The organism is Enterococcus innesii, from assembly GCF_022846515.1.
Lineage (GTDB): Bacteria > Bacillota > Bacilli > Lactobacillales > Enterococcaceae > Enterococcus_D > Enterococcus_D innesii.
This window is the reverse complement of the sequence record NZ_AP025635.1, coordinates 2,049,421-2,072,753: the sequence shown is the minus strand read 5'-3', so window position 1 is coordinate 2,072,753 and position 23,333 is coordinate 2,049,421. Positions and strand designations below refer to the sequence as shown.

The 23,333-nt window shown below is 45.9% G+C and carries 18 protein-coding genes; 4 read left to right on the top strand and 14 right to left on the bottom strand.

Translation table 11 applies throughout. From position 1 onward, the window contains the following. Positions 1–2 precede the first annotated feature (2 nt). The gene (locus ENLAB_RS09670) at positions 3–821 is read left to right on the top strand and encodes a pyruvate, water dikinase regulatory protein (RefSeq protein WP_005232818.1); all 819 of its coding nucleotides are present in this window, start codon (positions 3–5) and stop codon (positions 819–821) included. Then, complete coding sequence (locus ENLAB_RS09665; RefSeq protein ID WP_244350860.1) at positions 811–2,682, top strand: fructose-1,6-bisphosphatase; 1,872 nt, start codon at positions 811–813, stop codon at positions 2,680–2,682. The genes ENLAB_RS09670 and ENLAB_RS09665 overlap by 11 nt, the downstream gene beginning before the upstream one ends. Positions 2,683–2,715: 33 nt before the next feature. Here ENLAB_RS09665 and ENLAB_RS09660 read toward each other — a convergent pair whose 3' ends face one another. The 7 genes from ENLAB_RS09660 to ENLAB_RS09630 all read right to left on the bottom strand — a co-directional run bounded on the left by ENLAB_RS09660 (position 2,716) and on the right by ENLAB_RS09630 (position 11,705). Next, the gene (locus ENLAB_RS09660; RefSeq protein ID WP_005232820.1) at positions 2,716–3,129 is read right to left on the bottom strand and encodes a phosphate-starvation-inducible PsiE family protein; all 414 of its coding nucleotides are present in this window, start codon (positions 3,127–3,129) and stop codon (positions 2,716–2,718) included. Positions 3,130–3,427: 298 nt separating this feature from the next. Then, positions 3,428–3,994 (bottom strand): hypothetical protein, encoded by a 567-nt coding sequence (locus ENLAB_RS09655; RefSeq protein ID WP_086293544.1) that lies wholly within the window; start codon positions 3,992–3,994, stop codon positions 3,428–3,430. 265 nt (positions 3,995–4,259) lie between these two features. Continuing rightward, positions 4,260–4,763 carry a general stress protein gene (locus ENLAB_RS09650; protein ID WP_008376644.1) on the bottom strand — a complete coding sequence of 168 codons (504 nt, stop codon included), beginning with the start codon at positions 4,761–4,763 and terminating at the stop codon, positions 4,260–4,262. A gap of 241 nt (positions 4,764–5,004) precedes the next feature. Further along, positions 5,005–7,113 (bottom strand): SH3 domain-containing protein, encoded by a 2,109-nt coding sequence (locus ENLAB_RS09645; RefSeq protein ID WP_244350858.1) that lies wholly within the window; start codon positions 7,111–7,113, stop codon positions 5,005–5,007. Positions 7,114–7,334: 221 nt separating this feature from the next. Continuing rightward, a complete protein-coding gene (locus ENLAB_RS09640; protein ID WP_077453161.1) occupies positions 7,335–8,564 on the bottom strand; it encodes an L-lactate MFS transporter in 1,230 nt (409 codons plus the stop codon). A gap of 90 nt (positions 8,565–8,654) precedes the next feature. Continuing rightward, on the bottom strand, positions 8,655–11,081 hold the full coding sequence (locus ENLAB_RS09635) for a flavocytochrome c (RefSeq protein WP_244350855.1): 2,427 nt from the start codon (positions 11,079–11,081) through the stop codon (positions 8,655–8,657). 18 nt (positions 11,082–11,099) lie between these two features. Next, complete coding sequence (locus ENLAB_RS09630) at positions 11,100–11,705, bottom strand: NADPH-dependent FMN reductase (RefSeq protein ID WP_244350853.1); 606 nt, start codon at positions 11,703–11,705, stop codon at positions 11,100–11,102. Between the two features lie 264 nt (positions 11,706–11,969). Between ENLAB_RS09630 and ENLAB_RS09625 the strand changes: the two genes are divergently transcribed. Next, positions 11,970–12,884, top strand: coding sequence for a LysR family transcriptional regulator (locus tag ENLAB_RS09625; RefSeq protein WP_216682133.1), 915 nt, complete (start codon positions 11,970–11,972; stop codon positions 12,882–12,884). A gap of 63 nt (positions 12,885–12,947) precedes the next feature. Here the strand turns inward: ENLAB_RS09625 and ENLAB_RS09620 are convergent, their stop codons facing one another. The 3 genes from ENLAB_RS09620 to ENLAB_RS09610 all read right to left on the bottom strand — a co-directional run bounded on the left by ENLAB_RS09620 (position 12,948) and on the right by ENLAB_RS09610 (position 16,169). Further along, positions 12,948–13,889, bottom strand: a complete 942-nt coding sequence (locus ENLAB_RS09620) for an FAD:protein FMN transferase (protein ID WP_194195032.1) — start codon at positions 13,887–13,889, stop codon at positions 12,948–12,950. Between the two features lie 137 nt (positions 13,890–14,026). Beyond that, positions 14,027–15,235, bottom strand: a complete 1,209-nt coding sequence (locus ENLAB_RS09615; RefSeq protein WP_244350850.1) for an NAD(P)/FAD-dependent oxidoreductase — start codon at positions 15,233–15,235, stop codon at positions 14,027–14,029. Between the two features lie 31 nt (positions 15,236–15,266). Then, positions 15,267–16,169 carry a prenyltransferase gene (locus ENLAB_RS09610; RefSeq protein WP_081117633.1) on the bottom strand — a complete coding sequence of 301 codons (903 nt, stop codon included), beginning with the start codon at positions 16,167–16,169 and terminating at the stop codon, positions 15,267–15,269. A gap of 93 nt (positions 16,170–16,262) precedes the next feature. On the opposite strand from ENLAB_RS09610, the gene ENLAB_RS09605 reads away from it, so the two are divergent. Then, positions 16,263–17,243 (top strand): polyprenyl synthetase family protein, encoded by a 981-nt coding sequence (locus tag ENLAB_RS09605; RefSeq protein ID WP_005226544.1) that lies wholly within the window; start codon positions 16,263–16,265, stop codon positions 17,241–17,243. Between the two features lie 54 nt (positions 17,244–17,297). Here the strand turns inward: ENLAB_RS09605 and cydC are convergent, their stop codons facing one another. From cydC to ENLAB_RS09585, 4 genes are read right to left on the bottom strand one after another with little or no spacing between them, the layout of a single operon-like run. Next, positions 17,298–19,055 carry a thiol reductant ABC exporter subunit CydC gene (cydC, locus tag ENLAB_RS09600; protein WP_244350848.1) on the bottom strand — a complete coding sequence of 586 codons (1,758 nt, stop codon included), beginning with the start codon at positions 19,053–19,055 and terminating at the stop codon, positions 17,298–17,300. Next, positions 19,048–20,769 (bottom strand): thiol reductant ABC exporter subunit CydD, encoded by a 1,722-nt coding sequence (gene cydD, locus ENLAB_RS09595; protein ID WP_005226535.1) that lies wholly within the window; start codon positions 20,767–20,769, stop codon positions 19,048–19,050. The genes cydC and cydD overlap by 8 nt, the downstream gene beginning before the upstream one ends. After that, a complete protein-coding gene (gene cydB / locus ENLAB_RS09590) occupies positions 20,766–21,785 on the bottom strand; it encodes a cytochrome d ubiquinol oxidase subunit II (protein ID WP_005226530.1) in 1,020 nt (339 codons plus the stop codon). Before cydB ends, cydD begins: the two co-directional genes overlap by 4 nt. Then, positions 21,782–23,212: a cytochrome ubiquinol oxidase subunit I gene (locus ENLAB_RS09585; protein WP_005232838.1), complete on the bottom strand. Its 1,431-nt coding sequence runs from the start codon at positions 23,210–23,212 to the stop codon at positions 21,782–21,784. The genes cydB and ENLAB_RS09585 overlap by 4 nt, the downstream gene beginning before the upstream one ends. Between the last annotated feature and the right edge of the window lie 121 nt (positions 23,213–23,333).

Genomic DNA, 23,333 nt, shown 5'->3' with positions numbered 1-23,333 from the left:
CAATGAAGAACGTTCGAATATATTTGATTTCAGATTCCGTAGGCGAAACGGCACAAAAGCTGATCGCCGCCGTTTCCGCGCAGTTTCCCACGATCGACCTTTCAGATATCCAGCTCTTTCCCTTTACTAATGATGAAGAGAGCTTAGGCGAGATCCTCAAAGATGCCTTGCTAGACAAATCGATCGTCGTTACCACCTTAGTCAATAAAGAATTAGTCGCCTTTGTTGATGCCTTTGCCAAGCGGACTGGTTTGCAGCATGTCGACTTTATGTCGCCCTTGACCACGATGCTAGAAAAAACATTCGGTGTAGAAGCCGTCCAAGAGCCTGGTGCCTTGCATCGCTTGAACCAAGCATATTTCAGCCGGGTGGCCGCGATGGAATTTGCGGTGAAATACGACGATGGCAAAGACCCACGGGGATTTCTCGATGCTGACTTTGTCCTCTTAGGGGTTTCGCGAACCTCAAAGACCCCATTGAGCCTATACATGGCAAATCGCGGCTACAAAGTGGCGAATCTTCCTTTGATTCCTGAAGTCGCTTTACCAGCCGAAGTGCACCAAGTAGACCCACGGAAAATGGTCGGTTTGACCACGAATCCAGAATCCCTTACGGAAATCCGGCGGTCCCGGATGCATTCATTGGGCTTAAAAGAAGAAACCCATTACACCAATTGTGAACGAATCGAAGCAGAATTAGCCTACGCGAATGAATGGTTCAAAAAGCTGAACATTCCGGTGATCGATGTCAGCAAACGCTCCATTGAAGAAAGCGCGATGCTGATTGAAGAACAAGCCAAAGAACAGGCCCATGTTCAATAAAGACGCCTTGGCAAACCTGACCGAGATCATCAACTTGGAAGCCATCCAGCAGCTGCCGAAAGCCACCGAGCACTTTGTCAGCGATCTGCATGGCGAATACGATGCCTTTGACCATATTTTGCGGAATGGCTCTGGTAGTATTCGAGAAAAAGTCGAGACTTTGTTTACCGGCGTCTTGACGAAAGAAGAACAGACCGAACTTTGTTTTGTCATTTATTATCCAGAGGAGCTATTACAAGAACAGGCATGGACCCCTGCCGATTGGCGCTTGAAGATGGCACAGCTAGTGAAAGTTGCCCGCTTTACTTCCAGTAAATACACACGCTCCAAGGTACGCAAAGCACTGCCGTCTTCTTTTGCTTACATCTTAGAAGAACTGTTGTACCAATATGATGCCGACTTCAATAAAGAAGCTTACTATCAAGCGATTTTTGATAAGATCATCGAATTAGAGGCAGCCTCGCTTTTTTGCCAAGAGCTGGCGTACTTGATTCAACGCTTCGTAGTGGACCATCTCCATGTCTTAGGCGATATCTATGATCGAGGACCGGCGCCAGACAAAATCGTCGATCGCTTGATGACTTTGCCTTCACTGGATATTCAGCTAGGCAACCATGATATCTTGTGGATCGGTAGCTTTTGCGGCTCGCTGCCCTGTTTGGCCAATACGATTCGCATCGCTGCTCGCTACGGCAATCTGGCATTATTACAAGATGGTTATGGGATCGATCTATCAAAAGCACTGGCTTTTAGCCAAAAATATTACACAGAAAATGAAGGCTTTTATCCGCAAAAAACAGTGGATCCTTTATCAAGCCAACAAAAAAAAGCCGCCATGCTTTTGCAGCAGGCATTTGCCATCATCCAATTCAAAGTCGAAGCAGCCGTGATCCAGCGGCGTCCAGCATTTGCGATGGCAGAGCGCTGCTTGTTGCATCGCTTGTCTCAAGATCGGCAACAAATCCAGCTAGACCAGACCTATCCTTTGATCAACGGCTGTTTTCAACTAGTAGATCCCGATGATCCTTACCGTTTGACAGCCGAAGAACATGAGGTACTGCAAGATTTGCTGAGCCAATTTCAACGCTCGCCCCGCTTAGCTGCGCATATGCGCTTTTTGGTCGAGCATGGCACATTGTACCAGCGCTTCAACGACAACCTGCTGTATCACGGCTGCCTGCCTTGTCGGGAAAACGGCGATTTCCTGGCCTTTACTTTCCAGCAGCAGCCCTTAGCAGGCAAAGCATTGATGGACTTTTTTCAGCAATGTTTGCAGGAAAGCTTTGCCCAACCAGAAAACCAAACAGACCTTGCCACCGATATGATCTGGTATCTTTGGTGTGGCGAAGGCTCTTCCCTCTTCGGCAAAAAAGCCATGAAAACCTTTGAGCGCTACTTTATAGCAGATCGCAACACCCATAAAGAACAAAAAAATGCCTATTATTCTTTAAGGGAAAACGAAGACTTCTGCTGCCGTGTCCTAGCTGCCTTCGGTCTGCCGCCGACAGGCCACATCATCAATGGCCACACCCCTGTCAAAGTGCGTAAAGGCGAGACGCCCATCAAGGCAAATGGTCGTTTATTGGTAATTGATGGCGGACTTTCCCGCTCCTACCAATCCGTCACAGGCATTGCCGGTTACACGCTGTTGTCAAATTCCTTCGGCATGACCTTAGCAGCCCATCAACCCTTTACAGATCGCCAGCAAGCCATCCAGCAGCGACGTGACATCGTCACTCAGAAAAAAATCGTCGTGCGGCAAACGGAAAGAACAACGGTAGGGCAAACAGATATCGGCAAGCGGCTACAGCAAGAAAGCCGCGTGCTTTTTGAAGAATTAAAAAATCATCCGATCCCTTGACGAGTCATTCGTCAACCAATCGGATGATTTTTTTTACAGTCCTTTGGAACTATGAAAGGCTTTGAGTTTTTCCAACGCCTGCAGCACAATGATCAAGACCAAGATCGCTAAGGCTAAAAAGAGCGTTTCTAACCCTTTTCCTTGCGCTAAAAGCAGCTCCCTTAAAATCGCTGTGATACTGATCAAAATCAAGTAGCGCACCGGAATATGGTGACCTTCTTTTACGTAACGCAATAACATCAAAATAATTTCCAGTAAAATAAACAATGTTGCGATCTCTTCGATCAATAAAGAAAGATCGCTAACTTCATGCAGTGGGATCACATGGACAACGATTTTGTAGATCGCTTCCGCCATCACCACCAAAACCAACAGAACCAACAGTCCTAACATAATATCAACCACAACACTAATCAATTTTTCGAAGTGCTTAAAATACTTTCCCATAACACCCCTCCTCGCACTTATTATAGCGAAACTACTCAGAATCACTTTATGATATGCTTGCAAGTCCAGCTTTTTTTATGGAGGCAGTGAATAAAAACGTAAGACGGCTCTTTTCTGTTCCAGCAATCCGCCAACAAAACCTTCCTCTTTGCTATTTTTTGATGTCTCAGAGTGAGAAATCGCGCATCTTTCGTTCACTTGGTGTGTTCATGGCTCTGAACATAAGCAAATAAAAAAGCTAGGCACAAGGCCTAGCTGAAATGGTCCCTTTAGATGAGATTGATTTTTACAGTCAGGCTCAGTGAGCCCCTTCGACTGTTAGATCAACATTTTCACTCGTATCTTCCGCGGCTTCCTCGTCGCTATTGGAGGTTTCTGAAGACGGCTCAGTCGTTTCACTGCTGGAGCTGCTTGTTGTAGTACTGGTCGAACTCGTACTGGAAGAGCTTGAAGAACTGCTACTAGCGCTACTGCTAGAAGTATCGCTGGTGGTGGTTGATCCGCCACTGGGCGCGGTACTCGAACTGCTTTCGCTACTTGCTGAAGTGCTGACGCTAGGCTCTGTCTCTGCTTCACTTACGGAAACAGACGTGCCTTCATTTGTCGACGCTTCGATCGAGCGACTAGTCGTTGAAGACGGTGTGTAAGAACTAACACTGGCTTCATAAAAAATCTGACTGGAATCAGAGGTTTCTTCGATACTGCTGCTTGCTGTCTGGTAAGGTGGCTCAGAGGAACTACTGGAAGAATCTCGTACAAAGGGCGCGGCAACAAAGGCATTGGCGTCTTGATTGATCGCCACACTCAAAAAAACCGCAACAAAACAACTGACTAATGCCGACTGCATATTGAACTTGAATTTCATCGCACTCCCCATCCTTTCCCCAAAAAAGTGGTTGGACCTTCCGACAACGATCTATCTCATTCTTATATTATACAAAAAAAAGCAACCGTCAACAAATTAAGTTTTATTTTCAAAGATGACAAAGACATGATTGTCCGTTGCACAAAAAAACCCGAGGACAACTGCCGATCACCTGCGGGCCCATCCCTTCACTAAGGGTTGACAGATACGACGGATGCTTGTTCCTCTGGCTTTAATGGTTCCTTTACTTAAGAAATCCTTCTACTTATAAGTTACGCAGATGATTCGGGTCATGAATCGGTGCTTCAATATCACTGTCTCCCATGCGCGGCGTTGGATGAACGGACTCATCAGGCATCGCTGTTTCACCTGGTAACGGTTGATCGATGATCGGACCAGTATCTGCATCACGATCGGTTATTTTGTCCATCGGCTGATAATCGTAGACGCCGACAACGAGTTTGTCTCGTTCAAGGTCATCACGATAACCATATAACGGATCATGCTCATCATGCCTATGATCGGAATCGCCGAAAGAAAAAGCATCTTTGATTTTTTCCCAAAGCGAACGATCTTCATCCTCACTAGCTGCCTGCTCCACTTCCACATCATCGATGGATTCTAACCCAAATTGATCGATGACTGTTTGATTCGCAAACAGCACGATATCCTCTTTGCCATAGCCTTCGTTTGTCAATTGCTCAATAACCGGTAATACTTCTGTTCGAGTGTCGTAACTGCCAATAATCGTTAGGTTTCTGTTGTGCATGTGAAATCCTCCTTATTTTGTGTACGCTTCGATCGTTCTGGTTCTGAAGCAATTCCTTTAAAACTAGCAATTTCTATTGCTTCTTTCATTCTAACGCAGGGTTCTATGATTGACCAAATAGTTTGATTGCGCTTACGAAAAACAAGTAGTTTCTTGAAAAACCGCTAATAGCTTAGTAAAAGCTTGATCCAGCATAAAAAAACCGCGTGAGCCAATGGCTTGCACGCGGTTTTTTTGCTTGTTACTTGGAAACGATCAGTTTTTGTCCGACAAAGATCGTATAGCTGCTGTTGATGTTGTTCCATGATGCGAGTTGACTGATACTGGTGTTGTATTTTTGTGCCAGTGACCATAAGCTGTCACCTGATTTCACCGTATGCGTCTTCGTTGAACTACTGCTGCTGGTATTCGTATTAGAAGACCCACTGCTAGCAGCTGTCAAGTAGGCACCGCTGACCCAACCTTTGCCAGAAACATAATACCATTTGTTCGTACCATTGACGGTCGTCCCGGTTTTTGTTGCGGTAACCGTGACGGTTGCCCCTTTGCTTAAAGAACCAGTAATACTGCTGCTGGTAGAAGCATCGGAACGAACATTTAAAATCTCGGTGGTTTTCATTTGCTGATTTGTGGTTGTTGAACCGTTATTATTGGAAGAGCTGCTGGTTGTTGTCAAGTAGGCACCACTGACCCAACCTTTGCCAGAAACGTAGTACCACGTTTTATTGCCTTCCACTGAAGTGCCGTTCTTTTTCGCTGTCACGGTAACGGTCACCCCTTGACCAAGCGTTGTCACGACACGGCTGCTAGTAGAAGCATCGGAGCGAACATTCAATGCGGCCGTCGTTTTCATTTGTTGATTGATGCTTGAACCATTGTCTTCTTTTTCCGCTTCAGAAGCATTATTGTTGGTCACTTCAGTAAGGTAGGCGCCGCTGACCCAACCTTTGCCAGAGACATAGTACCAATTTTTATTGCCGTTGACTGATGTACCGGTTTTCATAGAAGTGGCAGTAAAGGTCGTGCCTTTGCTAAGCGAGCCCACCACTGATCCGCTAGTGGACGCGCTAGAACGAATATTCATCGCTTCCGTCGTCTTCATTTGCTTATTGATCGTCGTACCAGAATTGCTATTGTCAGAACCGGTGTTGCCTGATCCGCTATTGTTGTTTGAAGAGTCGGTCGAAACCTTCGTCAAATACGCGCCGCTGACCCAACCTTTGCCAGAAATCTTATACCACGTGGTGTTGCCATTGACGCTAGTGCCGGTTTTGGTCGCCGTTGCCGTAAACGTCGTATTAGCTGCTAACGAACCAGTAATAGAGGCACTGGTGGAAGCATCGGAACGAATATTCATAGAGGCCGTGGTTTTCATTTGCTGATTGATCGCTGTTTCATCACTGACGATCGTTTCATTGCTATTGCCGCCACCTGTGTTTGAGCTGCCGGTATCATATTGCGTTAAATTATACGTACTGATCAAATTGTTTAATTTGCTGGCATAAGAAGTATCGGTTGCATAACGCCCTTGTAGCCAAGCGGTTGCTTGCGTGTAAGAGGTCGTATTGCTTTTCCATGCACCGCTGTAATAGTAGTTGCCGCTAGAAAAACTCGTGTTGCGCAACACATATGCATTATCTTCAAAAGACTCTTTTAATGATGGGTATTTCCGAAACTTAGCGCTGATCAAATAATAATTGCCGGAACCATCATCTTCATACGTATCCATTGTCACATATTGGCCATTGTAGCTGCCTTTGATCCCAAACATATTGTTGGCCGTGGTCGTCAAAGTCGAGGCGCCCCAACCAGATTCCAAAATCGCTTGTGCCATCATAACAGAGGCATACAGATCGTTTGCTGCCGCCACTTCCGTTGCATAGCCGCAAATCTGACTGATAAAGGCAGCCGGATCGATCGTTGCCCGTGAAAATAATGCCCGACTAGTCAAATCAGAAAGGGCTGATGGTACTTCATCTGCTTCTAAGACTTCATCACTAGCGACTGTTGTGCTTTCTGTCGTCGCTGTTTCTGATCCCTCAGTGACTGCTTTAGTCCCTGACTCCTCCGTCGTTTCCGAAGTTTCTTCGGTCACAACAGGTGCTGTCGTCGATTCTGTGGTTTCCTCAACTGGCGTGCTGTCGGTTTCTGGTGTACTGCTGATTGTTGTTTGTTCAACGACCTTAAGGTCATTGCTAGTTTCTGTCGTTGCCGTTTCAGCCGCATGCCCTAAGGTCGGGATAAACGTTGATCCCGCTACTAAAGTAGTAGCCATCGTAATACTTTTTTGGGTATATTGCGTGCGCTTCAAGCGCTTTTCTAAGCGGCGTCGTTCTTTACGAATTGTCATTTAATCCCTCCGTCGTATTAGCCTTTTTTTATTGTAACACGATTTATTAAAAAATGGGGGGTTAAGATGAAAAAACAGTGAAATCAACGAGATAAATTCTTGCTATGAAACAGTTTTCTCTTTTGCTTCATGTGCCAATACTCTGTTCTAAAAAAAGAAAAAAGAGTGGTTTTGGCACCAAAAAAGCAGCCTTTATCAAAAAGACTGCTTTTGGTGAATTGTTATTTAATAACAGGTGCGGGCTTTTGGGCTTTTTTTAGCATCGCATAGCCTATGTTGAGAACAAGCCCAAAAACGGCCAAGAAAATTGCCGTATAGAAGGCTTTTGTATAATCTCCTTGGTTACTTTCTGCGATTGCTGCTGCCACTCTAGGACCAAAGAATGCCGCCGTAGAATAACCAACAAAGACGATTCCATAGTTGACCCCTTGATTGATCGGTCCGTAATTTTCCATAACGATCGATGGGAAAACCCCCATCACGCCCCCGAAGCACAGTCCTAAACCGATGATCCCGACAGTGAAGATCACAGTTGTTTGACCAAGCGTCAATAGGAATAAGGACAATGCCACCACACCATAGATGATCATCAACGTATTCGTCCGACCAATTTTATCAGAAACGGTGCCCCAAAGGACACGACCAAAACAGTTGCTCAATGAGTACAAGCTGACATAAAAAGCAGCGGCAGCCGCCGTCAAACCAAACATACTTTGCCCGATCACTGAGGCGTTAGAAGCAATCATCAAACCTGAAAAAGCCCCTACCCCTAACATAACAATAATCAAGTAAAAAGTTGGTGTCTTCAGCATGTCCAGCCAATTTAGATTGATTTGAGGACCATTTTTTCCTTGATCCGCTGGTTGCCAACCTGCTGGACGGTAATTTTCTGGTGCTTTACGAATAAATAGACTAGCCACCAAGACGATCACGATATAGGCAATTCCTAAAATCCGAAAGGCTGCTAAGACATCTTGTGATTCGATCAAACGATTCGCAATTGGTGCGGCAATAATCGCTGCTCCACCCATGCCTGCTGTGATCAAGCCCGAAGCCAGTCCCCGTTTATCCGGAAATAACCGAATCGTATTGCTTAAACAAGCCGAATAGGCAAAGCCTTGCCCTAAACCAGCAAAGACTCCATAAGTCAGGTACAACATGGCGGGTGAGTTGACCAATCCCGTCAGGAAGAAGCCCGCTCCGAACAAAACGCCTCCACCAGCGATGACCCATCTAGCAGCTCCTCGGTCTGTCAGCAAACCACCCAAAATCATGGTAATCGGGCCAACTGCGGCATTGATGGTAAAGGCTAGCATGATCTCTTCCATGGACCAACCTTTTAATTGACTAAGAGGTCCTGCAAAAACACTAAAGGCGTAAACAGCGCCCGTACACAATAATACAGCGGTCGAAGCGATCAGAATCAGCCAACGATTGATTTTTGTTTCCATTTTTTCTCTCCTTTGTTTTAAGCATGTTACTTTATTCACATATTATTTCAAAAGCTAGCGCGCGTGACGATTCACAACGCGCAAGGCTTTTTATTCGAGATGTTCTGCGACTGCTGTCTTTCCAGCAATCCGGCCAAAAGTAAAGATGTCTGTCAACGAGTTGCCGCCTAAGCGATTGCCGGCATGGATCCCCCCAGCAACTTCCCCTGCTGCATACAGCCCTTCAATGATTTGATCTTCCTTCGTCAACACGTGGGTTTTCGGGTCTATCTTCAATCCCCCCATCGTGTGGTGAACCGCTGGTTTTCTTGGTGTGGCATAGAAAGGCGCTTTTTCCACTTTCAAGTCGAAGACATCTTTGCCAAACTCTGGGTCTTTCCCAGCATCCACATAGCTGTTGTATTTCGCAACGGTCGCCTCTAAGACGGCTGGATCAACATTGATCTGCTCTGCCAGGCCAGCCAAGGTCTCACTGCGGAACAGCGTACCAGCAGCTACTTGCTTATCGATTTTTTCTTGGCTCGTGTTATAAGCGGTTTTCTTGATTTCTTCATCCGCGATCAAATAGAACAATCCGCCATTATCGATCGCCGCTTGGGTCAATACATCGCGGCTTTCGTACTCATTGACAAAGCGCTCACCCTTTTGATTGACCATCACAAAGTTAGCTGGTGGCACTTGCAGCCCACTGAATAAAGCCCCTGTGTTTGGATCAGATACGGGCATCATTTGCGAAAAGCCCATGCCAACAAGGTCCGCGCCAGCACTTTCTCCTAGCTTGATCCCGTCACCAGTGATCGCTGGTGAATTTGACGTTTTGATATCGTCTTCGATCTCTGTCCAATAGGTATTGTATTGTTTCAACATTTTGGTGTTCGCTCCGAACCCGCCGGAAGCTAAAATCACTGCTTTGGCATGGATCGTGACTTTTTGACCATTACGGCCTTCCCCGATGATTCCAATAACCTTGCCATCTTCGATCAATAATTCTTTGACAGGCGTATCAGTTAAGATCGTTCCCCCATGCTCTTTCACGAATTGATGCAAAGCAGAGACAAAGGCATACCCTTCGTTTTTGACTGGTTTATGTCCTCGGCGCCATTTCGCTCCTACTGGCATATCGACATTGTTCATATCAAATTCTACGCCGATTTCTTCTAGCCATTTCACTGAATCCAATGCTTGATCCGTTAAGATCTTCACTAGCTCGTATTTCCCATAGATCGGTTGCCCATTCAAATCTTTGCGTTTTCCGCCTAAATAGGTTTGAATTCGATGCCACAAAGCAGAATCAAACAAGTATTCTTTTTCTGGCGTCGTTTCTGAAAGATACGCAGTGATTTGTGCCTTCAAAGCTTTGAAGTCTGGCAAGTATTCTGCATCGATCTCTTGTTCATCGATCGTCAGCACTTCTTCTAAAGCACTGCGTTCGCCAGGCAATGCGGAGAAGCCGTTTTGCCATTTTGGATCCGCGGCATTCATCGGTCCGCCAGTACGTACGGTATTGCCGCCGATCGCTGGGAATTTTTCTACTAAGATCACGTCTTTATTGGCTTGCAGCACACTGGCAGCTGCACTCAGACCCGCGCCGCCACCACCTACGACAACGACATCGGTGGTATACGTTTCATCTTCTGTTTGCAAAGCACTGGCGGCTTTTGGACGTTTGCGCAAGATATCGGGGTTCGCACCAGCCATTTTCACGGCTTTTGCTACCCCATCGACGACACCGTTACTAGTAACCGAAGCACCAGAGATCGCATCGACATTCAAGGTTTGCCCTTCAATAATTTCTTGAGGAATCCGTACGAAAACGACATCAGCGATCCCTTCGGATTCACCAGACGTATCGATATCGATAGCTTCGATCCGTTCTTCGCTCAATTTGACGACCATTGGTAGATCCCCGTTATGTCCTGGTGCTGTGACGGTGTATTCGCCAGGCTCATAAACGACTTCTTCTGGTACGTTCAACAAATTAGCGACTTCCGTAAACCGAACGAACTTGCGGAAACAGCTTTCCAAAAAGTCGATCGTTCGTTGATCTTTTAAATTGCCTTGTTCATCAAAGGCTTGATGCGCACGTCCCAACAAGAACTCATTTCCTGGCATAACTGTTGCATTGACACCCGGTGCATCAAGGATCTGGCGCAAATGCAGCTGTGCTCGCGAAGAGCCTTGTACATCGTAGGATGCACCGACGATCATCACCGGTTTGCCATCAAAGGGATGGAGATTGAAGGAGAGCCATTCCAAGACGCTTTTCAATGCGGAAGGAATCGAATGGTTATGCTCTGGTGTCGCAATGATCACCCCATCGGCTGCTAAAATCTTGCTATTTAACCGTTGAATCACTTCACTATTGGTTTGATCTTGTGTTTCATTGAACATTGGGACATCCTTGATTTCCAGCAGTTCAATTTCTGCTAGGGCAGCAAATTCCCGCTGCATAAACGCCACTAATTGGCGATTGGTGGATTTTTTGGCGTTCGTTCCGATTAGGCCGACAAATTTCATGACTGGTTCCTCTCTTTCTTATGCTTGTTCCCACGAAAATTTCTTTGCTCGTTCTTTAGCCGTTGAATATTCACTGACCAGACGGTTCGTGATTTCGACAAACAAGACAAATTCATTGAAACAATCTTCTAGTTCGGCAACTTTTTCGCTATCGATCAAGTTTCCTTGTTCATCGAAGGCTTGCATGGAGTGTCCTAATAAAAATTCTGCACTCGGCATGATTCGGGCTTTTACTTCTGGTGCATCCAAGATCTGACGCAAGTGGGCTTGGGCTCTCGATGAACCTAATGCACCAAGAGAAGCACCCGTGATCATCACTGGTTTATCGATCAAAGGGCGCGTCGTATAAGAAAGCCATTCAATCATGCTTTTTAACACCGCTGGGATCGAGTGATCGTATTCTGGTGTACTGATGATCACCCCGTCGGCTGCTTCGATCTTCTCTGACAAGGCTTGGACTTCCGCTGGTGCCGTCCGATCTTCTGGTTCATTAAATGCCGGCAGATCACTGATTTCGCAAAGTTCGATCTCCGCTTGGTCACTAAAATGGCTTTGAATAAATTGCAGTAAGCGACGGTTGGTCGAACGCGTCGAGTTGGTTCCTACGATTCCAATCAATTTCATTATCATCTCTCCTAATTGTGAATAATTTAACATTTAACAATAAATAAAAAGTTTTTGACCATTGGCTTTGATTTCTTTTTTTCAATCGTTTCTCAAGTTGGTTTTTACGACCTACTGAGATGAAAGGCTTCTTCCTAAACAAAAAAATCTTCCCCAAGTACCCATTTAGTGTACGACTGAATTCTTCATTTGTGAAATATTTATTTAATTATTCATCGATAACAAATTTGTTATAATGAAAAAAATGATTAGGAGGACCACGCAATGGTACTTAAAGATTCCCATCTGATGTTGCAATACCTCGATACCTTGCTAAAGCATAGCAACTACACCAAAGCCGCCAAAGATCTCTACATTTCACAGCCTTACTTGACGCAAACCGTGAAACGTGCCGAACAAGAGCTGGGAACGCCCATCATCAATCGGCTGCCGGGACATTTTCAACTGACGGAAGCTGGTAAAATCTATTATCAATATCTGGAAACCTTGGAAACAGAGTCTGCCAAATTGAAAAGTCGGCTGTCTTGGTATACCGCGACCGAGAAGCGTTCTTTGCGCTTAGGCATTTTGCCCAGCCTTGGTTCCTATCTGCTGCCGCTCTTTTTGCCTGCATATTATGAACACTACCCCAACGTGCACTTTTTCTTGCGGGAAGACCTGCCGAAGCACAATGAAAAACGACTGTTGAATGGGCAGCTGGACTTTTTTATCGGACAAAATCCTGAGACGATCGCACCGAATCTAACGGTCCACAGTACCAATCAAGAACGGTATCTAGCGATCATTCCGCCTTGCTCTCCCCTGTATCAACCAAAGAAGCGGTATTTAGCACCTGATTCATTGTCCGTCAAAGACTTGCTGCAAAGTCCGTTGATTTTGACCGCCAGCGGCTCGGCGATTCGGCGCCAAATCGATCAATTGCTGCAAAAATACAAAGTAGAGGCGAACGTTCTCATAGAAAGCAGCAATATTTATACAGCAGCGGCATTGGCAGAAAACAACCTTGGGATTGCGATCGTACCAGAAAGCGTGCTACAAGCTGCTACTGCGACCCCTTTTAATCTTTATCCAATGCCAGAGGAACTCTTGTCCCTCACCTATTTTATTGCCCATCAAGCCGAACGGGCATTGTCAAACAGCGAAGCCGCCTTGATCGAGACCTTTTTGCAACACGTCTAGCTTTCCTTTTTTACCAAAAACAAGCAGCGATCACCTATATTCCTAGGTAGTCGCTGCTTGTTTTCATTCTGCTGTTGGCGTTTCGATCGAACGGGCTAATTCTTGCGGATAGATCAGTTCTCCTTGTTTGGTAATGACTAATCCAGTGATCCCTTCTAACGGCGCCAGCTCCTGTAAGATGGCTTGTGGCTCTTTGCCGAATAAGCGGGTCGTCCAAATCTCTCCATCAACCGATCTGTCGGAGAGAATCGTGACACTGGCAATGGCTGACTCTAACGGATAGCCCGTTTCTCGATCAAAAATATGATGATAGGTCTTGCCCGCTACCTGATAGGTTCGTTCATAGATCCCTGATGTAACAACTGATTGATTGCGCACCTTCAATGCGGCGACAAAATTCCCTCTCGGTAAGAAAGGGTTTTGGATCCCGATCCGCCAATAGCCATCAGCATGGCTCGGGGCATCGCCGTAAGTCATCACATTGCCTCCAAGATCGATCAAAGCGGCTGTGACACCAACCTGTTTGAAATACGTCATCAACAAATCAGCAAAATATCCTTTTGCCACAGCCCCTAAATCAAGCTTCATGCCGGCAGCTAACCCGACGGTTTGCAACGCTTCATCCAAAACGATTTTGGCAGGATCAGTCTTTGGCAGCAGCTCCGCGATTTTCTCAGGCGTTGGTAGATGGGCATCTTGGAACCCGATCCGCCATTCCTGCACTAAAGGACCGATGGCAATATTTAAGTAGCTATCTTTTGGCAAGCTATGGGTTTTCCCTAGTGCGATTAATTCAAACAATTCCGGTGCGGTGGCGATCGCTCCTTGTCCTGCCTGCTGATTGATCTGCATCAACTCAGACGTCGGGTCATTGGCACTAAATCGCTGTTCAAAGGCCGCAGCTCTTTGAGCAGCTTCCTCTAAGATCACTTCTGGGGTTTCATGCTGCACCCAAATCGTGATCACCGTTCCCATTCCCTGTAACACTCGTTGGCCTTCTGGCATTGTCCTTGCTCCTTTGTCCTGTTCTTTTGGCTATCATAGCAGTTTCTGGGAGAAAAAAGTAGTCTGCGGGATACCGCCACTGCTTTTTTTGAAAAAAAAACTGCGAGGTCACCCTCGCAGTCTGCTGTTTCTATTGCTCAATGATAAAAGTCGAAGCGGCCTTTCGCCAATACTTCTTTGACCCCACCGGTTTGGTACAAGGAACGGTCCATAATGGCTTTTTTCACCACGGAAGCGGGATAGCCTTTGATGCCCATTTTCCCTACTAAGCCAAAGGCATGGGTATTGCCGATCGACGCCACTGAACCTAATGATTCAAAGTGGAAATCTGCTGGTTTTTCCCCGTTCATTTGACGTAAGATATTTTTACCCGCATGCTGCCCCATCTTCAAAGCGATTTGAGCCGTTGTTGGATACGGGCGATTGGTCGCTGGGTCCATGACTGCTGAAACATCACCGACAACATAGACGTTACTATGGTCAGGGTCAGTTAAGTCTTGATTGACCATCACGCGACCCCGACGAGCAGAAAAATCTGATTCAGCCATCACATGGCTACCGCTGACGCCTGTTGTCCAAACGATGGTTTTGGCTGATAATTCAGCTGTTGCTCCTGTATCGGCATCATCTTGATAGACAACGACACCCGGTTTGATTGATTTGATGGGTTTACCAGTCAGGAAGTTCACGCCCCATTTAACGAGATTTTTGATCCCATAATCCGAAAGTTTTTCATCAAACATCGGTAATAAACGAGTCACTGCTTCGACACAATACAGTTTGATGTCTTCTGGCTTGACGCCTGCTGCTTTCGCAAAGGTTTTACGGTTTTCCACCAATGAACCTAGCAATTCGATTCCGGTAAAACCAGCACCGCAGACAACGATTTTTAGGTAGTCAGGATTTTGTGTTTCTCTGTATGCCTTCATTTGTTTCAACAAATGATGATAGATGTTTTCTGCGGAGTCGACATCCACCATTTCCAACGCATGCTCCTCGACACCAGGGATCCCAAATGATTCTGATTCAAAGCCTAACGCCACGATCAAATAATCATACGTGCACGTGGATTGATCTTTAAAAACGATCACTTGCTGGTTACGATCGATCGACGCCACTTCCTTTTGAACAAAGCTCGTCTTTTGGGGACGAACAACATCATTGATGGGATAGCAAATGCGGTCTCTGGGTTGCGTACCAGCCGCAACTTCATGAAGATCGGTTGCCTCATAATGATAATCGTTTTTGTCGATCAATGTGATGTGAAACGCTTCTTTTGCTCCTTGCAGTACGTGCAATGCTCGCAATCCAGCATACCCTGCTCCTAAAATGACAACTTCCTTCATGTTTCCTTACTTCCTTTCTTTGCTGTAAAAATTATAAAATCAAACCAATCGCAAAACTTAGCACTTGTACGCATGCTCCGACCGCAAGGATCCGAACGGCACAAATGAAGGTCTCTCTTTTGATTTGTTTTTGCATAAATCGTTTTGTCTGTTGCCAGACAAAGGGCGCCGCGAAAAAGGTCAGAACCAGTGACCAAGGCGCAATGTTGAGGGCAACTGAGGCAATGATCGCAACAAACGCCAAGACGTTCATTGCGATAAATAATTTCAACGCACGGGCTTTACCAAGGTAATGCACCAGCGTATAGCGCTCATTTTTTTCATCCTCTTCCAGATCACAAATGTTGTTTGCCAACATCAAGTTGGCGATCCATAATGTGTTGGGTAATGAGATCAAGAAAATACTACCAATCGTGGCAACGTTCCATTCAAAGGTTTGATAGGCATTGAGATAGACACAGATCAATGAGATCATAAAGCCCATCGTAAAGCCAGAAAAGAACTCGCCTAAAGGCAAACTAGAAAGCGGCCGTGGACCAGAGGAATAAAAGATCCCGACTAGGTAACAATACAGCCCCATCCAAAAGAGCGGCCAGCCAACCACCATTGCCAAGGCGATCCCCATAGCGGCGGAAATGATGATCATGGAGACCATCAACCAAAAAACCAATTTGACAGACAACTGTTCCCGACCAATGATATTGGTTTTTTCTTTGTAGTCATGCCCTTCTGTGGCATGATGGTAATCGTTGTAGTTATCTAAAATATCCACCGCCATATTGAAAATCAGCATGGCAATGAAATACAATAAGACATAGCCAAGATGAATCGTTTGATAATTGTACCAGCTGTAGCAGACACCAATAAAAAATGGCAAAATACTGGCGGTTTTTGCTTTAAATTCGACAAGTTCTAAAAATACAGGTAGCGTCACAACTTCACCTCCTTTAGTGAGTGCATTAAACTAGTCAATCACGCCCCTTTACGCTAGAATAAGGGCTGAATGACTGTTAGAAAGGGTTATACTATGTTTGACTTTTGGATCGATTATCCGACGATCGAACAACGATTGAAAACCGTATGTTCCATCATTGAAGAACACGTTACTGTTCGTAACAAAGAGATACAAGATGTTTTGATCGACTTTACTTATTCAGGTGGAAAAATGCTGCGGCCAGCGCTCTTTTTTTTGTTTGCTGACTTAGGCGATCCCCATTATAAAAAAACCGACCAATTAACAAAAATTGCTGCTTCTCTAGAAATTTTACACATGGCCACTTTGATCCATGACGACATTATTGACGATTCGCCGCTGCGGCGTAGTCAAGTCACTGTTCAAGCCAAATATGGCAAGGATATCGCGGTCTACACGGGTGATCTTTTGTTCACCCAATTTTTTGAGCTTTTGATCGAAAGTATGAATGGCTCCCCGTTTTTAAAAACCAACGCACAAGCCATGAAACGGCTCCTTTTAGGTGAACTTGATCAAATGCACACTCGCTACAACATCCATGAATCGATTGACGACTATCTGCAAAGCATCAACGGCAAAACCGCTGAACTGTTTTGGCTCGCTTGTCTCGAAGGCGCTCATTTTGGCGGCCTCGATACAGAAAACCAAGAACGGGCGGGTGAGATTGGTCGCAACATCGGGATCGCCTTTCAAGTATTCGACGATATTCTCGACTACACCTCTGATAGCGGCACCTTGAAAAAACCGATTCTAGAAGATTTGGCGCAAGGGGTCTATACCTTACCGCTGCTATTTGCCAAAGAACAGGCACCTGCAGCATTCGCTCCTTATTTGAATAAAAAAGCAGCACTCTCTTTGGCAGAAGCCCAAGAAGTTGCGGATCTTGTCGTCCGTTACGGTGGTGTCGAAAAAGCGCGCGCTTTCGCAGTCACCTATACGCAAAAAGCCTTAGACGACATCGATCTACTGCCCGAAGCACCTAGCAAAGCCAAAATTCGTTCATTAACTGAACTGCTCTTGCAGCGCAATTACTGAGCCATACAGCAATGAGAAGAAAAGCGTCCATCACTGATTGATGGACGCTCTTTTTTATCGTCGTCCTTGGTCAATGGCCAATAAGTATTGAAAATGTTTGTTTTCTGCTGCCAATTCGGCAGGTGTTCCGCTCATGGTCAACTGTCCATCTTCAATAAAGAGCACACGGTCCATCATCGAAATTCCTTGCAAGTGGTGGGTGATCCAAATGATCGTTTTGTTCTCCAACACTTTGAAAAAGGTTTCGAGCACGCCTTGTTCCGTGATTGGGTCTAAGCCGACGGTTGGCTCATCCAATAAGATGATTGGGGTGTCTTTTAGCAAGATTCGCGCCAATGCCAAACGATGCCGTTCTCCACCAGAAAAACGCAAGCCGGCTTCATCCACCATCGTCGCCAAACCATTAGGCAAAGCTGCCACCATTTCTTTCAACCCGACTTGCTCCAGTACGCGCCAGACTTCTTCTTCCGAAGCCGACTCATTGCCTAACCGAATATTATTCAAGACGGTCGTATGGAAAAGATAGGGACTTTGATTGATGACACCGATCAAGTCACTGATCGACTCACTCAATGCCGTCACAGGCACGTCGTTTAAGGTGATCGACCCTTGCGTCGGTTGCAGATCCCCTCGCAACAAGGAGGCAAAGGTACTTTTCCCAGAACCGCTGCGGCCAAGGATCGCTAGTTTTTGATGTGCAGGAATCGTTAGATCTAGCCCATGAAGCACTTCTTTGCCTTCAGGATACTGAAAATGCAAGTCCTTGACTGTGATCGACACGAGGCCCGTCACTTCAGGTACTGACGGTTGCTCCATGGAGACTTGGCGATTTTCTTCTGGCAATGCATTGAAGCGATCGATGGAGTCTTTGTAGCGATTGGTTTCTTGAGCAGCTGACGGTAATGGCGCAAATGCATCAACTAAAGGAAAGACACACAGGACAAAGGCAGCGATCCAGTTGGCTGCTCCTCCGTGGTTACCTGGAAAGCGAATGCTGGTCCAAAGCAGCAATGCGACAGCGATCACTCCAAAGATGATTTGTAAAAGAAAATCACGCCGACGATCAAAGGACAGCATCTGTTCATCCACCGCCCGCAACTGCGTTTCCAGTTCCTTATGGGCAGCCACGTACTCGCTGCCTCTTTGAGAGAAGACCCAATCAGAAACCCCTAATACATTATCCGTCAGTGTCGTATACAAGTTGTTTTTCATGTGTTTTTGCTTTTCTTGCCGCGCGCCGTTGATAATCACCGACCAAAGCGGCAAGACAAAGACGATGATCCCTAATAGCAGCAGCATGACCAAAGCAAACCACCAAGAAAAATAGCCGAGTCCAATGATCAAGAACGCATACAAGATCCAAGCGATCACAGTAGGAAAGATCGTCCGCAAATACAGGTTTTGAATATGGTTGATATCTTCTGCCAATAAGCCCAAGATATCCCCTGTGCGATGCGCTTGCTTAAAGAAGATCGCATCTTTTTCTACTACGTTGTACAGTTTCAATCGTAAATTAGAGGTCATGCGCAAGACCCAGCTATGACTGGTCAACCGTTCCAAATAGCGAAAAACTGGACGGCCGATCCCAAACGCTCGGGTCAGTACGATGGGGATGTAAACCAATAGAATGTTTTCTGGGATCGACGCCGAGCGGCTGATCAGGTACCCCGAATTAAACATCAGTGCCCCACCACAGAAAAAGGTCAAGAAGCCTAGGAATAAGGCCAGCGCCAAAACGTTTTTGTATTTTGACAAGAAAGGCTTGACCCACGTATCAGTTTTCAATGAGCGCAATAAGCCGATTTTATTCAAGCTGTTCCCTCCTCATTCCATTGACTAGTTCTGTAAAAGCACCTTGCTTTTGCTGCAGTTGTGCCAAGGTTCCTTGTTCCACGATTCTTCCTTGATCCATCACGATGATTTCATCCATTTCTTCCATCCAGTGCAAGCGATGGGTTGCAAAAAAGACTAATCGGTTTTCCATCAGCGGCAGCATCCGTTCCTTGAGGGCAACTTCAGTTTCAATATCCAAATGTGCCGTTGGTTCATCAAACAAAAGAATCTTTCGTTGCTGATCTAAAAAGGCACGGGCTAAAGCGATCCGCTGGGCTTGTCCACCACTTAGATGCCGTTCCCCTTCTCCTAACATCGTATCCAACCCTTGCGGCAGCTCCGCCAAAAGCTCAGTCAAGCCTGCCACTTCAATGGCTTTCAGTACGGCTTCTTTGGTAGCTGTCGGCTGATAAAACGCGACATTTTCCTGCAAGGTCAACCGATAGATATAAGGATTTTGCGGAATATAGATCAGCTGTTCTTGCCAGCTTGCTTGGCGAAAGGCCGTGGTCTTGGCCCCTCCAAGAGTGATCTCGCCACTGTCTGGCACGAGAAAGCCACTCAAGGTATTGATCAAGGTAGACTTGCCAGAACCGCTCAGACCGATGATCCCGATCTTTTTGAAGCCAGTCACGTTCAAATTGATATCCGTCAAAGCCGCTTTTTCCTCGTAGGAAAACGCCAGCTGATCGATCGTTAACTGGGCGTCTTCCTGCCAACGAGGCACCGTTACTGCCGGTACTTGGGCTTCGGGCTGATGCAAGATCTCCGTCACCGCAGTCATCGCATTTTTCCCGTCTAAGGTTGCATGGTAATCACTGGAAAAGTCGCGGATCGGCAAGAAGTATTCTGGTGCTAAAATCAAGATGGTTAACGCTGGAAACAGCAAGATTCCTTCATTGATCAGCCGCAAGCCTAGCAAGACTGCCACGACGGCAATCGATAAGGTCGTGAAAAAGTCTAAGGCGAAGGTCGATAAAATACCGACTTTTAATGAAGCCATCGTCGCTTTCCGAAACCGTTCGCTGGAAGCAAAGATACTCTTGCCATATTTTTTACTGACCCCAAACAATTTCAGCGTGTCGATCCCTCGCAGGGAGTCGATGAAATGATTGGACAGTAATTGAAACGTTCGGTATTGTTTTTCCGCTTTGCTTTGCGCGGCATAGCCCAAGATGATCATAAAAATGATGATCAAGGGGAACACCAACAGCAAGACCAAGCCGGATTCCCAATCCAGATAAAAAACGAGTGCCAAAATGACCCAAGGAATGATCGACATATTCATGATTTTGGCAAGAATCAATTTCAAGTAGTTTTCGACTTGGTTGATCCCTTCCAAGACCATCGTTGTTACATTCCCCGTCCCTTGCTGTTGTGCGATCTGAGGACCGACCCGAAACAATTTCTCCAACAATTGATCCCGCAAATCGGCGGCTTGCTGGTAACTGTAATCATCGAGTCTTTTGGAACGGAAATAGATAACGGCTTGTCGGGCGATAAACGAACAAAAGAACAGCAGAATCCAGCCCCACTGTTCCTCTAATGGTCGTCCTTCCCATAAGCCAGTGATGGCACGTGCCAATCCATACGCCTGCCCAATAATGAAGAGCGCCTGCAGGAACGAAAGTCCCGCAAGCAGCCCTAAAAGTTGTTTCATTCCTGGGAGCTTCATGATTTGTTTATCAATCATTTATACCCCTCCAACGCCTCCGTATGACTGATCCGTTTACGGAAGATATAGTAACTCCAAGCCGTATAGGCCAAGACGAAAGGTAAGATCGTCAGTGAAAGATAACTCATGATCTTCAATGTGTAGCGGCTTGAAGACGCATCAGCGATCAACAGGTCATAGCTTGAATCGATCGAACTGATCAAGACTCTTGGGAATAACCCTGTGAAGATCAATGCCACCAAAGCGATCAACGTCAAGCCGCTCGCAATGAAAGCCATCATTTCTTTGCCTTTAAAGACGCCGATATTTGCAATCAGTGTCAGGACAACGATCACCAGCAACAAACCAAGCGTTGTCGCAAAATGATTCTCAAAGAAATCCGTTTGGAAGTAAAGCATCACAGCAAAGACGACTAAGCCTGCATATAAGATGCCATAAAAAATACTTGCATAGTTGCGTGCCCGTGCCCGAATCGGACCTTCCGTTTTCAAAGCGATATAGTTTAATCCGTGCAAGTAGCACAACAAAGTCAACGCGATCCCGCCAACGATTGAAAAGGGATTGACGTAATCCGTAAAGGTTGCCGTCATGTTGCCATCTTCTCCCAAAGGCATTCCTTGGATCATGCTGACAAACATCAGACCGAAGAAAAACGGTACGATCGTACTGCCGATCGTCAACGTCCAGTTCCAAATGTTTTTGTGTTCTTTCGGGAAGTTCGCTCGAAACTCAAAGGAAACACCGCGAATGATCAACCCGACTAAGATCAATAACAAAATCAAATAAAAACCACTGAACAAAGAAGCATACCAGTATGGAAACGAGGCGAACATCGCTCCGCCAGCGGTCAATAGCCACACTTCATTGCCATCCCAGACAGGCCCGATCGTTTTAACGATCTGGTCTTTTTCCTCTTCATTGTGAGCCAATGTCTGCACAGACATCCCCACACCAAAGTCAAACCCTTCTAAGAAGAAGAATCCGGAAAATAAAAGCCCAATCAACGTGAACCATAGTAATTGCAGACCGGTCATCCTTCAAACGCCTCCTTATCAAATGGGTCTTCGTACCCATCTTGGTTGTCTCCTTGGCTGATTTCACCAAAGGCTTCTTTTTCAGGTCCATGATCCATTTCCCGTTTCACAAGATAGACCATCGTTCCACCTAAGCCAGAGAACAAGAGGAAGTAAACGATGTTTGAGATCAAGAGTGAGGTCACGGAAACGTTTGGTGACACACTATCTTCGATCGTAAACAAGCCGTAAACCGTCCATGGGTAACGTCCTAACTCCGTGATCAACCAACCAGCTGTATTGGCAATAAATGGGGTGAACAAAGTGATCGCCACTACCCAAAGCAGCCAGCGTTTTTCAAAGAGCCACGGTTTCTTCTTACGCGTAAAATACAACCCCAGACCAGAAACCAACAGCATCAAGGCACCAAAACCAGCCATGATCCGGAAGCTCCAAAAGAGTGTGTTGACCGGCGGGTAGTAATTACGGTCGCCGTAGGTTTCAATCAATTGCTGATTGACCGTATCCATCCCATCGATTGAGCCGAAGGGTTCATTGAAGGCTAAGATACTCAACATATATGGAATCGAAATACCGAAGACTTGGTGATGTTCCGCTTCATTCGCCCAAGCAACGACAGTCCAAGCCGCAGGACTCCCGGTATCTTCATAAGTGCCTTCCATTGCGGCAAATTTCATTGGTTGTTCTTCAACCAAGTATTTCATTTGTTCATCCCCGGCTAGCAAGACGGTGAATGAACCGAACAATGCCACCGCAAAACCGATCCGCATTGATTTTTTGAAGAAGTCGCGGTCAATGTCTTTGTCTTTCTTCAATAGACGAAAGGCTGATAAGCCAGCAACAATGATCCCGCCCATCGTGATGGCTGCGGTGATCACGTGTAAAAACTCATACCACACTTGTGGATTTGCCAATAATGCACCGAAGTCAGTCATTTCTGCCCGGCCATTGTTCAAGGTATACCCCACTGGATGCTGCATAAAACTATTGGCAGCTAAGATCCAAAACGCCGATAGCATCGAACCAAGCGTCACCAACCAGAAAAAGGTGGCGTGCAGCTTGGGACTGACCCGATCCCATGTAAAGATCCACAATCCTAAGAACGTCGATTCTAAGAAGAACGCCAACAAAGCCTCCAAAGCCAAGGGCGCACCAAAAATATCCCCGACAAAACGAGAATAGTCTGACCAGTTCATCCCAAATTGAAATTCTTGAATGATCCCTGTCACGACCCCGACAGCAAAACTCAATAGAAAAATATTTCCCCAAAACTTCGTCATCCGGCGATATTTTTCATCTTTTTTGATCACATAAAGTGTCTCCATAATTGCAACGACGACACCAGTTCCGATCGAAAACGGTACAAAGAAAAAGTGAAAAATCGTCGTCATCGCAAACTGGATTCGCGCTAGTGTCACAATATCCATCCTACATCCTCCTATTTCATAAAAAAGTGCATTAAAATAATTCTAAAGAAAGAAAAATTCCAACTTCGAATATACTCCTCTAATCAGTAAAAAAGAAGCAAATTGCTTGCATTTACTGATT

Coding starts and splice junctions, on each gene's coding strand:
- ENLAB_RS09670 (WP_005232818.1), top strand. CDS start 3: ATGAAGAACGTTCGAATATATTTGATTTCAGATTCCGTAGGCGAAACG.
- ENLAB_RS09665 (WP_244350860.1), top strand. CDS start 811: ATGTTCAATAAAGACGCCTTGGCAAACCTGACCGAGATCATCAACTTG.
- ENLAB_RS09640 (WP_077453161.1), bottom strand. CDS start 8,564: ATGGAAACAAAAATCAATCGTTGGCTGATTCTGATCGCTTCGACCGCT.
- ENLAB_RS09635 (WP_244350855.1), bottom strand. CDS start 11,081: ATGAAATTTGTCGGCCTAATCGGAACGAACGCCAAAAAATCCACCAAT.
- ENLAB_RS09645 (WP_244350858.1), bottom strand. CDS start 7,113: ATGACAATTCGTAAAGAACGACGCCGCTTAGAAAAGCGCTTGAAGCGC.
- ENLAB_RS09585 (WP_005232838.1), bottom strand. CDS start 23,212: ATGGATATTGTGACACTAGCGCGAATCCAGTTTGCGATGACGACGATT.
- ENLAB_RS09615 (WP_244350850.1), bottom strand. CDS start 15,235: ATGAAGGAAGTTGTCATTTTAGGAGCAGGGTATGCTGGATTGCGAGCA.
- cydB (WP_005226530.1), bottom strand. CDS start 21,785: ATGACCGGTCTGCAATTACTATGGTTCACGTTGATTGGGCTTTTATTT.
- ENLAB_RS09655 (WP_086293544.1), bottom strand. CDS start 3,994: ATGAAATTCAAGTTCAATATGCAGTCGGCATTAGTCAGTTGTTTTGTT.
- ENLAB_RS09625 (WP_216682133.1), top strand. CDS start 11,970: ATGGTACTTAAAGATTCCCATCTGATGTTGCAATACCTCGATACCTTG.
- ENLAB_RS09650 (WP_008376644.1), bottom strand. CDS start 4,763: ATGCACAACAGAAACCTAACGATTATTGGCAGTTACGACACTCGAACA.
- ENLAB_RS09630 (WP_244350853.1), bottom strand. CDS start 11,705: ATGAAATTGATTGGAATCGTAGGAACCAACTCGACGCGTTCGACCAAC.
- ENLAB_RS09660 (WP_005232820.1), bottom strand. CDS start 3,129: ATGGGAAAGTATTTTAAGCACTTCGAAAAATTGATTAGTGTTGTGGTT.
- ENLAB_RS09605 (WP_005226544.1), top strand. CDS start 16,263: ATGTTTGACTTTTGGATCGATTATCCGACGATCGAACAACGATTGAAA.
- ENLAB_RS09620 (WP_194195032.1), bottom strand. CDS start 13,889: ATGCCAGAAGGCCAACGAGTGTTACAGGGAATGGGAACGGTGATCACG.
- cydD (WP_005226535.1), bottom strand. CDS start 20,769: ATGATTGATAAACAAATCATGAAGCTCCCAGGAATGAAACAACTTTTA.